Genomic DNA, 11,982 nt, shown 5'->3' with positions numbered 1-11,982 from the left:
TTATTTCCCCACAACCTGAATCACGATCAAGATCATCAGTAGGACAACGACACCGAGCCCCATACTAGATGCATATTCACGCACTAAACCGGTTTGACGTGAACTTGTAAAGCTGTTACCACCTTTAACAAGTGCAGGAAGTACCAGCCACAGGCCATCAATCGGATCACGACCAAAGATCTTCGCGAACAATAAGTATGGCTTCACGAAAATGATGTCATAAAGCGTATCGAAACCTAATGCATTACGGCAGATATTGACCAGACCAGCACCCACAGAAGTAGCTGCAAAACGTTTTACTGCACTGTAAGCAAAAGCGAACAGTACTACACCGACTACCAGTCCTGTCAAAGCAACAGCGATTGCGATGTATTCAGCACCATGTGCACCTGCTTCAAGCGCTTCAGGAATAATAAAGGCTGGAATGCGTGCAGCATCAAGAATGCTCATTACCGGTGCTTTCAGAACGATCGCAAGACCTGTAGAAAGTACAGCAAGAATCGCCAATGGCGCCCAGTATGTTGCACCTTTGATTTCGTGATAAGGCGTGTTTTCTTTGCCGAAGAATACAACCCAGATTAAGCGGAATGTATAAATAGACGTTAAGAATGCACCTGCAACACCAACCCAGTACAGCGTGTTATATACCGGCAAACCGGCAACATGACTTTGCGTCCAGACTGCAGCAAGAATCGCGTCTTTTGAGAAGAAACCAATGGTCAGGAATGGGATCGCTGCCAATGCACCGCCACCAATCGCGAAACATGCAAACAGGAATTTGTTCTTGTAGAACAGACCGCCCATCTTGAAGATGTTTTGTTCGTGATGGTAAGCCAGAATCACCGCACCAGACGACAAGAACAAGAGTGCCTTGAAGAATGCGTGTGTCAGCATGTGGAATAGGCCTGCCTGATACGCTTCAGCACCTACAGCCATAAACATATAACCCAGCTGACTCATAGTTGAGTAAGCCAGAATACGTTTGATGTCGGTTTGAACCAGTGCAGCAAAACCAGCTACAAGCAATGTCACCGCACCTGTGATCGAAATAAATACCATCACTTCTGGTGCAAGTTCAAATACTGCGAACATACGGCAGCACAGGTAAACACCTGCGGTTACCATGGTCGCAGCATGGATCAATGCAGAAACAGGTGTCGGACCTGCCATCGCATCGGCTAACCATGTTTGTAACGGGATCTGTGCAGATTTACCCGCCGCACCCAAGAACAATAACAATGCTGTCCAGATGGTCAAAGATGAACTTTGGGTCATTACAGTCGCTGCATTTTCAACGATGTACTGAATGTTCAAGGTACCAAATTGTTGGAAGATCAGGAACATGGCAATCAGCAGGAATACGTCACCGATACGGGTCACGGTAAATGCCTTGATTGCCGCCAGACCGTTTGCCGGGTTCTGGTAATAATAACCGATCAGCAGGTATGAACACAGACCTACGCCTTCCCAACCCAGGAATAACAACGCCAGGTTGTCACCTAATACCAGCAATAACATGCTAGCAACGAACAGGTTGAAGTAAGAGAAGAAACGTGCGAAGTCTTCCTCACCGCGCATGTACCATGATGCAAAGATGTGAATCAAGAAACCCACCCCTGTCACCATACCTAGCATCAATAAAGATAGACCATCCAGCTGCAAGCTGATGCCCGGTGCAAAACCGCCAACACTGAACCAGGTCCAGAGATGTTGTACCACTGCAGTTGAACCATTATTCACAAAGTCCATACCTGCAATCAGTGCGAACAGTGCAGATAAACCGACTGCACCGACACCAATAATGGCTGCAACAGATTCCGGAAGCTTGTTGCGCCCCGCCGCTAACAGGACAAAACCAATGAGCGGAAATAAAATTGTTAGATATAAATAACTCATCCGCGCATCTCACTAGCAGCATCCACATCCAGGTGATGGAAGCGATGATAGAACTGAAGGACGATCGCAAGACCAATACAAGCCTCTGCCGCAGCAAGTGTCAAAATCAGGATAAACATGATCTGACCGTCTGGCTGCGCCCATGCACTACCCGCCAAAACGAACGCCAGAGCAGCAGCATTCATCATGATTTCAAGGCTCATTAAAATAAATAGTAGGTTGCGTCGCACCATTACACCGTAAAAACCCAGTGCAAAGAGAATAGATGCAACGATCAAACCATGCTCTAAAGGGATGTTGCCCATTATTCTTTTTCCTCTTCTGCATCTGGTTCACGTTTACCTAAATGGAATGCAGCTACTAATGCAGCAAGCAATAACATCGCGGCAACTTCAACCAACAACAAGTACTGCGTAAAGAGTGATTGACCCACTGCTTTCGGGCCCACCATTTCTGTACCCATCACCAGTGAAGCTTCCGTGTAGTCAGAACTTAATACCCACACCAGCACCAGACCGATCAGGAAGCTCATCAGTGCCGGATAAGCCCAGGCTGATGAAGTCAACCATTTACGTTCTTGTTCAACAGTCTGCTCACCCAGGTTCAGCATCATTACGACGAATACGAACAATACCATGATCGCGCCCGCATAAACGATGACTTCCAGTGCACCCGCAAAAGGCGCACCGACAATCAGGAACATGCCTGCGACTGCAAGCAGGGATACGATCAGGCTTAATAAAGCATGTACCGGATTCGCGTTAGTGACCACGCGAACCGTAGAGACAATGGCCACAAGGGCCATTAAATAAAATGGCCACATCATGGTAATAGACTCCGTACATCAACAGGTGCACTTTCACGCTGTGCCTGACCTTTGTCCTTGCCTGCAATTGCCATACCGGCTACACGGTAGAAGTTATAGTCAGGATATTTACCAGGACCAGAAATCAGCAGGTGTTCTTTTTCATAAACCAAGTCCTGACGAACATATTCGCCAAGCTCGAAGTCAGGCGTCATTTGAATCGCAGTGGTTGGACACGCTTCTTCACACATACCGCAGAAAATACAGCGCGAGAAGTTGATACGGAAAAATTCCGGATACCAGCGACCGTCTTCACGTTCTGCTTTTTGTAATGAAATACAACCTACCGGACAGGCAACCGCACAAAGGTTACAGGCCACGCAGCGTTCTTCGCCATCAGGGTCGCGTGTCAATACGATACGACCACGAAAACGTGGCGGCACGATTTCTTCGGCTGGTACTTCTGGGTAAAGAATAGTGTCACGTTTACGCGTTGCATGGCTGAACACCATCCAAAGTGAACGAACAATCGATCCAAACCCGGCTAGAAATTTAAACATTTTGTTCTCCCTGCCCTTACCACAAGATAACCGCGCCAGTTACCAACAGGTTAACTAGAGCTAATGGCAAGCAAATTTTCCAACCAAAGTTCATTACCTGGTCATAACGTGGACGCATTAATGAACCACGCGCCAGTACAAACATCATTACAAAGAAAGCTGTTTTGATAATGAACCAGAATGCTGCTGGAAGGAACGGAATATCAAGGTTGAATGGCGCAAGCCAGCCACCAAAGAATAGAGTCACGATCAATGCAGAGATCAGTACCACGTTAACGTATTCCGCAACGAAGAACATCCCCCATTTCATACCGCCATATTCGACATGGTAACCTTCCGCCAGTTCCTGTTCCGCTTCTGGTTGGTCAAATGGATGACGATGCGTTACCGCCACACCCGCAACCACAAAAATCAGGAAGCCAAGGAACTGAGGAATCACAAACCAGACGTCTTTTTGTGCTTCAACGATTTCACGCATGTTGAATGAGCCGGCAATTGCCACCACACCCATGAGTGAGATACCTAGGAACACTTCGTACGAAATAGTTTGAGCTGCAGAACGCAAACCGCCCAGTAAGGCATATTTGTTGTTGGATGACCAGCCACCGAACAGGACTGCATAGACTGCAATCCCTGCCATTGCCATAAAGAACAACAGGCCGATGTTCATGTCTGCAACACCCAAATACGGTGAAACAGGAATAACCATGAACGACAGCACCGCAGTTGCCATCGCAACTGCTGGCGCCATCCGGAAAGTCAATTTGTCAGCAAATTTGGGGGTCCAGTCTTCCTTGAACATGATTTTCAGCATGTCGGCAACAATCTGGAACATACCGCCCGGACCAACACGGTTCGGACCGTAACGGTCTTGCCACAAGCCGAGTAAACGACGTTCAATAAAAGACATCAACGCAGCGATCAGTACCACAACCAGCAAGATCACGATCGCTTGAATGACTGAATAGGCGATTGGCCAGTTTTCAGCCCACAGCGGCGTTTGACGGATTAATTCTTGTTCCATGAATTACGCTCCTACCGCGACTGAAACAGGCTCTGCAAGAGATACCGTCGGTGCAAGACCGATTGGGTAACCAATATAACCTGTTGGTAAGTATTCGATTACTTGTACAGGAAGAACAATCGACGTTTCACCTGCTTTAACTGTAATCCGCTGACCATCTTGAACATTCAAGCGAGCAGCATCCTGTTCACCTACTGCAAATACCGGTTCAGGAATACGGGTTTCCATCGCTGGTGTTTTTACTGTGAATTCACCTGAACCAAAGATATGGTGCATTGGTACCAAACGGAAGCTCTCAGCATTCACCAAAACAGGTGCCGGTGCAACAAAACTGCGCGCTGGACGTTTTGGTAAACGGTCGAATAGACGAACACCTGAATCACCACCTTTCAAGTGACCACCCACTTCATTCTGGTACTTGTTCCAAGCTTGTGGAGAGTTCCAGCCTGCAGACCAGGCAAATGGAATCAGTGGAGATGGTGTTTCATTACCCACATAACCTTCCATAGAGAATGTTAATGCAGAATCGATATCGGTTGGCTGTTTCGGCTCGTGGACAGACAATGGCGCACGCATCGAAGTACGGCCTGAGTAACGACGTGGTTCACGTGCCACTTTCAGACCATGTACACGGAAGCCCGCATCAGGTGCAACATCCAGAATGCCTTCCAGCGCTGGAATGTTTTTTGCCACTGACTCGATCACGTCATCCAGCAAAGTCCAAGAAATCGCTTTGCCTTTCACGCCTGTTTCCAGAGCGTGTAACCAGCGCCAAGATTCTTTAATCGCCAGCTCAGGATTGTAGTAGCTTGGGTCATACACTTGGTAGAAACGTTGTGCACGGCCTTCTTGCGATACAACCGTACCATCACCTTCCGCGAAGCTTGCAGCAGAAAGCACAATGTCGGCTTTTTTCACTGTTTCAGTTTCAGAGTGATCCAGTACGATCACTTCTTTACCTGCAAGTGCAGCATCGACCTGTGCAGCAGGAAGACGACGGTAAAGGTCATTTTCAACTACGATGACAGTATCGTAATCTTGTGCAAATGCTTGCTCCAGGCTTTGACCACCAAAGATTGCCATACCCATCGAGTTCACTTCAGGAACCGTCAAGGTCAAACCGGCATTACCCAGATTCTGTGCAACTTGTGCCGCAGCTTCCATAATGGCAGGATCTTGCAGGCTTGTACCCGAAATGATCAGTGGTTTCTTGGCAGCTTTTAAAGTGTCTGCAATCGTTTGTGCAAATGCTTTCGCGTCATCATCTAAACCAAGAATGCTCTCACCTTTCACGCCTGCCGCAATCGCAAAACCTAAACGCGCGATGTCGTTTGGAGACGCAACCACTTCCCCTTCAGCAACATCAGACAAACGGGTTTGAGTCGCAGCCAGAATGTAAATCGGAGATTTGGCATCTTGGGCAATACGTTGTACCGGTTCAGCCAGCCATTCTTGGGTACGGCGCTCTGCTGCCATCTCTTTGCCTTTATTTTTCGCAGCCTGGCGAACAGATAAGGCCATACGAGGTGCAGTTTGAGTCAGGTCTTCACCCAGAATCAGTACAGCATCATAGCTCTCAATTTCACGCATGTTAGGGTTGTATACACCCTCGGTTTGCATGATAGAAGCAGCCAGTTCAACCAGGTTTTGCTCTTTTTGAGACAGACCGGTTGAGAAGCGATCTTGACCAACCAGCTCAAGAAGTGCGTAGTTCGATTCAAGAGATGCTCGCGGTGAACCAATACCCAGTACTTTTTTGCCCTGGATATTTGCAATAACCGTATCGAGTGCTGCATCAACTGAAACAGTTTCAACAGTAGCACCATTACGGAATTGTGGCTGACGTGGACGGTCTGCACGGTTCACATAACCAGTACCGAAACGGCCTTTGTCGCATAGGAAGTATTGGTTCACTTCACCGTTAAAACGGTTTTCTACACGACGAAGTTCGCCATAACGCTCACCCGGAGAGATGTTACAGCCTGAAGAACAGCCCTGGCATACGCTTGGTGCATACTGCATGTCCCACTTACGGTTGTAGCGTTCAGAGTGAGTCTTATCTGTGAATACACCAGTCGGACACACTTCAGTCAGGTTACCCGAGAATTCAGACTCTAAGGTGCCTGATTCTGGACGACCGAAGTACACGCGTGATGCGTTGGCATACACGCCAAAGTCGGTACCACCTGCGTAGTCTTTGTAGTAACGCACACAACGGTAGCATGCAATACAACGGTTCATCTCGTGCGCAATAAACGAACCAAGTTCCTGGTTGTAATGCGTACGTTTGGTGAAACGGTAGCGACGACGGTCATGCTGTGTCATTACAGTCATATCTTGTAAATGACAGTGACCACCCTCTTCACAGACGGGACAGTCGTGCGGGTGGTTGGTCATCAAGAATTCAACAATCGAAGCGCGGAAATCCTTGGCTTCTTTGTCTTCAATCGAGATGTAGGTATTGTCTGCTGCAGGTGTCATACATGACATGACCAAACGACCACGCGTATCTTCTGGATTCGCGTACTGGGTCACGGCACATTGACGGCAAGAGCCGACAGAACCTAAGGATGGATGCCAACAAAAGTATGGGATATCAATGCCAAGACTCAAACATGCTTGTAGCAAGTTTTCCGAGCCGTTGACTTCATACGATTTGCCATCGACATGAATTGTAGCCATAGTCGAATTCCTTAAGCTTGTTCTACGGAGCTAACTTGAGCGGCGGCATTGATGACCTTCGCTTCAAATTCACCACGGAAATGTTTGAGTGCACCCATAAGCGGCTCCATTGCACCAGGAGCATGCGCACAGAAAGTTTTACCAATCCAAAGCTTACGAGTCAGTTCTTGTAAGTGATCGATATCTTCTTTCTTACCTGTGCCATCTTCGAGTGCTTTTAGTGCTTTCACAGCCCAAGGCAAGCCATCACGACAAGGTGTACAGAAACCACATGATTCACGTGCAAAGAATTCTTCGAGGTTACGTGTCGCTGAAACCATACACTGGGTTTCATCAACCACCATGAGCAGACAGGTACCTAAACGTGAACCTGCTTTCATGATGCTTTCCGCATCCATAGGAAGATCAATATGCTCGGCAGCCAAGAAGTCAGTTGATGCACCGCCTGGTAACCATGCTTTCAGTTTCAAACCGTCGCGCATACCACCAGCGTGTTCTTCAATCACTTCACGCGCTGTTGTACCAAATGGCAGTTCCCATAAACCCGGGAATTTCACCTTACCTGATGCACCATAAATCTTGGTGCCCGGATCTTTCGACTTACCCGCAGACAGGTTGATATACCATTCAGGACCGCGCAGCATAATAGCTGGCAAGTTATTGTAGGTCTCTACGTTGTTGACAATCGTAGGACGACCCCAAGCACCTGCAACCTGTGGAAATGGCGGTTTAGTACGCGGGTTGGCACGGCGGCCCTCAAGCGAGTTAATCAATGCAGTTTCTTCACCACAGATATAACGGCCCGCACCGGTATGCACATGCAACTCGAAGTTCCAGCCAGTACCGAGGATGTTGTCCCCTAAGTAGCCTTTGGCACGAACTTGCTCAAGTGCTTCATTTAAGTATTTTGCAGCTTCGATGTACTCGCCACGGATAAAGATATAACCATGGGTCGCTTCCAGCGTATAGCCTGCAATCAGCATACCTTCGATCAATTGATGAGGAAGATCTTCCATCAGCAAACGGTCTTTGAAGGTACCTGGTTCCATCTCATCGGCATTACAAATCAGGTAACGTGGACCCGAGTTGTCATTTGGCGCCATCAATGACCATTTGATGCCTGCCGGGAAGCCTGCACCACCACGACCTTTTACAGTCGCTGCCTTAACCACTTCCAATACATCTTTAGGCGACATAGACAGGGCTTTTTTAAAGCCTGCATAACCTTCCAGCGCTTCGTAATCATCAGCATTACGAACGTTGGCCTGCTTGCTTAAACGCCAGGTAAGCGGATGAGTTTCCGGGTTACCGTCACCATAAATTGGTTTTGGTTCAGTATTCATACATACTTCTCCAACAGCTGTTTCACCGAAGTCACTTCAACCAGACCGTGCGTGTCTTCATCAATCATTAAGGTTGGACCTTTGTCACAGTTGCCCAGACAACAAATTGGCAACAAAGTGAAACGACCATCTGCAGTCGTTTGACCAAACTGAATGCCTAATTCGCGCTGGAATGCTTCTGCCAAAGTTTCCGCACCCATCAGGAAACACGCAATCGAGTCACATAACAAAATTACGTGACGACCGACCGGCTGACGGTAAATACGGTTATAGAACGTCGCTACACCTTCCAGATCTGCAACGCTCATGCTCAGCATTTGTGCGATGGCATTCATTTGCGCATCATCTACCCAGCCATTACGGCGTTGTACACACTTCAGCGCATCCAGACACGCTGCACGTGGGTATGGATAGTGCCCCATGTGATGTTCAATATCGTGAATTTCGTCCGCAGTCAAAATTCCTTCAACATTCACACGTGGCTTTTTATCAGTCAAAATCATCATAATGCGTTTACCCCTTAGCGATCCACGTCAGCCATTACGACGTCAATGGTCGCTAAATAAATGATTAAGTCAGACATTAGGCTGCCGTTAATCACAGAAGGCATTTGCTGTAAATGCGTGAAGGTTGGTGTACGGATACGGGTACGGTAACTCATGGTTGACTTGTCTGAAGTCAAGTAGTAGTTCGACGCGCCTTTTACCACTTCTGCCATCACAGATGCTTCACCTGCCGGCATTACAGGACCCCAAGACACGCTCAGGAAGTGCGTAATCAAGGTTTCAATATCTTGTAATGTCTTGTCTTTTGGTGGTGGAACAGCCAGTGGATGGTCTGCTTTATATGCACCAGACGGCATGTTGTCTAAGCATTGCTTGACAATTTTTAGTGATTCTTCGATTTCACGGAAATGCACCATAACACGTGCATAGGCATCGCCTTCGTACTCTAAAGGCACTTCGAAGTCGTAGTTTTCATAGCCACTATATGGACGGTATTTACGAACGTCGAAATCAATACCTGTAGCACGCAGACCTGTACCCGTTACACCCCAAGCCAATGCCGATTTCGCATCGTATTGCGCCACACCTTGGGTACGCCCCATAAATACCGAGTTGCGTAAAGCAGCCTTGTAGTATTCATTCATACGTTTTGGCATCCAGTCAAGTAAATCTCGAACCAGCTTGTCCCAACCATTTGGCAGGTCGTGGGCAGTACCGCCAATACGGAACCATGCCGGGTGCATACGGTAACCCGTAATCGCTTCTACGATATCGTAGACTTTCTGACGGTCGGCGAACATGTAGAACACTGGTGTCATACCGCCGGCATCCTGAATCGCGGTACCAATAAACAGCAAGTGGTTATTGATACGGAACAGTTCCGACAACATGACACGGATACACTGGGCACGGTCAGGTACAGTAATACCCGCCATTTGTTCCACGCCCATCACATAAGGCATGTTCTGTGCACAGCCACCGAGGTAGTCGACACGGTCTGTATATGGAATGAATGAATGCCAGGTTTGACGTTCAGCCATCTTTTCCACACCACGGTGGTGATAACCGATGTCAGGCACACAGTCTTTAACTTCTTCACCGTCCAGCTGCAAGATCACACGGAAAGCACCATGCGCAGATGGATGGTTCGGACCCAGGTTCAGGAACATGAAGTCTTCGTCAGCATTGCCGCGCTTCATACCCCAATCTTCAGGAACGAAACGAAGATGTTCCTGTTCGTAGTCCTGTTTGGCTTTATCTTGCAGATACGGCGTATATTCGGTCGCACGCGCAGAATATTCTTTACGTAGCGGATGACCTTCCCAATAGGTGGGCAACAAGATACGACGGAGCATTGGATGCCCTTCGAAATTGATCCCGAACATATCGTAAGCTTCACGTTCGTACCAGTTGGCATTTGGCCAGATATTGGTTGCCGTTGGAAGATTCAAATCGCTTTCTGCTAAGGCAACTTTAATACGAATGTCAGTATTACGCTCGAGCGACAACAGGTGATAGAACACGGTGAAGTCAGACGCAGGTAAACCGTCGCGGTGCGTACGCAGACGCTCATCTACCGCTGACAGGTCGAACAACATCACGTAAGGACGTGACACTGTACGCAAGAACATTAAAACTTCTTGTACACGTGCGCGCTCAACCCAGACTGTCGGAAAATCCTCGAAAGTCGTTTGCACAAAGAAGTTCTCACCAAATTTGGTTTTGAGCTCTTCAATGATCGCAAATGCTGGGCGTGAATCAACAGGCGTTGATTCTGGCATAGCAATGTCAGTTTCAGCCATTGGCTTGGCTTCCTATTTAATACAAATTCAGTCAACCTAAACGACAACTACACCCATAGCGGGTGCACAACAAAAAAACCTGTCGTTTAAATTATTTAATTTCATCCATAGAGCGTAAGTTTTTCACAGCAACACGCTGGTCTTTCTTACGGTCACGTTCCGGCATCATCTTTGGCTTATACACTGGCTTAAGATCATCACCGATTACCGCAGAAAGCGGACGTCGCTCTAGTTGAATCTGGTCTTGCAACAGCATCAATGCCTGAATTAAAGCTTCAGGACGTGGTGGGCAGCCTGGAACATACACATCCACAGGGATGATTTTATCCACACCTTGTACAACCGAATAGATGTCGTACATACCACCCGAGTTGGCACATGCACCCATAGAAATAACCCATTTCGGTTCAAGCATTTGTTCATACAAACGTTGAATTACTGGTGCCATTTTTACGAAGCAGGTACCGGCAACGATCATCAAGTCGGCCTGACGCGGTGAAGCACGAATAACCTCTGCACCGAAACGTGACAGGTCATGTACGCCTGTCAAAGTCGTCGCATACTCTACGTAGCAGCAAGATGTACCAAAGTTAAATGGCCAAACTGAGTTTTTACGCCCCCAGTTGACTGCTGTATGTACTACATCCTCTAAGCGAGTCATGAATACATTTTTATTCACTTCTTCTTCTAGCAACGGATCTTCTACAACAATGCGTTCCTGAAGTGGATATTGATCAGCATTCGGATTCGCACGGGTTAATGTATATTTCATCCCGTATTACTCCTTATCAGATAATTGAGCTTGTGACTTTTTCACAAAACCAGATGATTGAGCCGGGATTTGACCCGTAGGATCCATCACCAATTCTTCAACCGAGTTGAAACGCGTAATTTCTGCAATATCCATATTTGGCGAACCAATCTTAGCTTTAATTCCTGCTGCCTTACGTCTGTCTGAAGGTGCCCAATTGAGAGCGCCTGTCGATAATTCGTAAATCAAACCAACAAGTAAAACTAAAATAAAGATAGCTGCAGTTGCAAAACCAATCCAACCCACTTCACGAACAGAAACTGCCCATGCATATAGATAAAGTGCTTCCAAATCAAACACTACGAAGAATATTGCAACTAAATAGAATTTTGCAGACAAGCGGATACGAGCTCCACCTGCACTAACTACACCTGACTCAAACTGCTCCTGCTTGGCACGGCCCCATGATTTACCCCCAAGGAGTAACGGGACAGTCAGCATAAAGACGCATAAAAATGTAACGCCGATCACGAAGGCAATAATTGCCCATTCGTATGGAGTAATAGCACTCATGCGGGGATAACTCCTGGCAGGCCTATTTGTTAACAAAGAA

At 47.4% G+C, this 11,982-nt stretch carries 11 protein-coding genes; all 11 read right to left on the bottom strand.

The features are described from left to right. The 11 genes from nuoL to VXQ92_RS09805 all read right to left on the bottom strand — a co-directional run bounded on the left by nuoL (position 1) and on the right by VXQ92_RS09805 (position 11,942). A complete protein-coding gene (gene nuoL / locus VXQ92_RS09855) occupies positions 1-1,896 on the bottom strand; it encodes an NADH-quinone oxidoreductase subunit L (protein ID WP_064096456.1) in 1,896 nt (631 codons plus the stop codon). After that, on the bottom strand, positions 1,893-2,201 hold the full coding sequence (gene nuoK, locus VXQ92_RS09850) for an NADH-quinone oxidoreductase subunit NuoK (protein WP_004280769.1): 309 nt from the start codon (positions 2,199-2,201) through the stop codon (positions 1,893-1,895). The genes nuoL and nuoK overlap by 4 nt, the downstream gene beginning before the upstream one ends. After that, positions 2,201-2,719, bottom strand: a complete 519-nt coding sequence (gene nuoJ, locus VXQ92_RS09845; RefSeq protein ID WP_171486366.1) for an NADH-quinone oxidoreductase subunit J — start codon at positions 2,717-2,719, stop codon at positions 2,201-2,203. Before nuoJ ends, nuoK begins: the two co-directional genes overlap by 1 nt. Continuing rightward, positions 2,719-3,261, bottom strand: coding sequence for an NADH-quinone oxidoreductase subunit NuoI (gene nuoI, locus VXQ92_RS09840; protein ID WP_064096458.1), 543 nt, complete (start codon positions 3,259-3,261; stop codon positions 2,719-2,721). The genes nuoJ and nuoI overlap by 1 nt, the downstream gene beginning before the upstream one ends. A gap of 16 nt (positions 3,262-3,277) precedes the next feature. Beyond that, the gene (gene nuoH / locus VXQ92_RS09835) at positions 3,278-4,285 is read right to left on the bottom strand and encodes an NADH-quinone oxidoreductase subunit NuoH (protein WP_064096459.1); all 1,008 of its coding nucleotides are present in this window, start codon (positions 4,283-4,285) and stop codon (positions 3,278-3,280) included. A 3-nt stretch (positions 4,286-4,288) separates the two neighbouring features. Next, positions 4,289-6,967: an NADH-quinone oxidoreductase subunit NuoG gene (nuoG, locus tag VXQ92_RS09830; protein ID WP_416681298.1), complete on the bottom strand. Its 2,679-nt coding sequence runs from the start codon at positions 6,965-6,967 to the stop codon at positions 4,289-4,291. Positions 6,968-6,978: 11 nt separating this feature from the next. Then, positions 6,979-8,310 (bottom strand): NADH-quinone oxidoreductase subunit NuoF, encoded by a 1,332-nt coding sequence (nuoF, locus tag VXQ92_RS09825; RefSeq protein ID WP_064096461.1) that lies wholly within the window; start codon positions 8,308-8,310, stop codon positions 6,979-6,981. Then, positions 8,307-8,816, bottom strand: coding sequence for an NADH-quinone oxidoreductase subunit NuoE (nuoE, locus tag VXQ92_RS09820; RefSeq protein WP_004280775.1), 510 nt, complete (start codon positions 8,814-8,816; stop codon positions 8,307-8,309). The genes nuoF and nuoE overlap by 4 nt, the downstream gene beginning before the upstream one ends. Positions 8,817-8,830: 14 nt before the next feature. Beyond that, a complete protein-coding gene (gene nuoC / locus VXQ92_RS09815) occupies positions 8,831-10,618 on the bottom strand; it encodes an NADH-quinone oxidoreductase subunit C/D (protein ID WP_064096462.1) in 1,788 nt (595 codons plus the stop codon). A 91-nt stretch (positions 10,619-10,709) separates the two neighbouring features. Then, entirely contained in the window at positions 10,710-11,390 is a 681-nt protein-coding gene (locus VXQ92_RS09810) for a NuoB/complex I 20 kDa subunit family protein (RefSeq protein ID WP_064096463.1), read from the bottom strand. A gap of 6 nt (positions 11,391-11,396) precedes the next feature. Beyond that, a complete protein-coding gene (locus VXQ92_RS09805; RefSeq protein ID WP_191730570.1) occupies positions 11,397-11,942 on the bottom strand; it encodes an NADH-quinone oxidoreductase subunit A in 546 nt (181 codons plus the stop codon). Between the last annotated feature and the right edge of the window lie 40 nt (positions 11,943-11,982).

The organism is Acinetobacter sp. 228, from assembly GCF_048147885.1.
Note: the sequence above shows the minus strand (reverse complement) of the source record. Positions and strands in the feature narration are given on the sequence as shown.